General features: G+C 62.4%; 1 protein-coding gene. It reads left to right on the top strand.

Annotation, left to right across the window (positions count from 1 at the left end):
* Window positions 1-418, top strand: a 418-nt coding sequence (locus QQ25_RS29590) for an MspA family porin (RefSeq protein ID WP_039382890.1), incomplete at both ends; no start/stop codon positions are given.

Raw genomic sequence — 418 nt, 5'->3', positions numbered from 1 at the left:
GCACGGGCACATCTCATGCGGGTCTGGACAATGAACTGAGCCTGGTCGATGGTCAGGACCGGACTCTGACCGTTCAGCAGTGGGATACGTTCCTCAATGGTGTGTTTCCGCTGGACCGCAACCGGCTGACCCGTGAGTGGTTCCATTCCGGTCGGGCCAAGTATGTGGTGGCCGGCCCGGGTGCCGAGGAGTTCGAGGGCACGCTGGAGCTGGGTTATCAGATCGGCTTCCCCTGGTCGCTGGGCGTGGGGATCAACTTCTCCTACACGACCCCCAACATCTTGATCGACGATGGTGACATCACCGGCCCGCCGTTCGGCCTGGAGTCCGTGATCACCCCGAACCTGTTCCCGGGTGTGTCGATCAGCGCTGACCTGGGCAACGGCCCGGGTATTCAGGAAGTGGCCACGTTCTCGGT

This window comes from Mycolicibacterium setense, from assembly GCF_000805385.1.
GTDB lineage: Bacteria > Actinomycetota > Actinomycetes > Mycobacteriales > Mycobacteriaceae > Mycobacterium > Mycobacterium setense.
The sequence above is the reverse complement of the archived record's forward strand: the minus strand, read 5'-3'. Positions and strand labels throughout refer to the sequence as shown.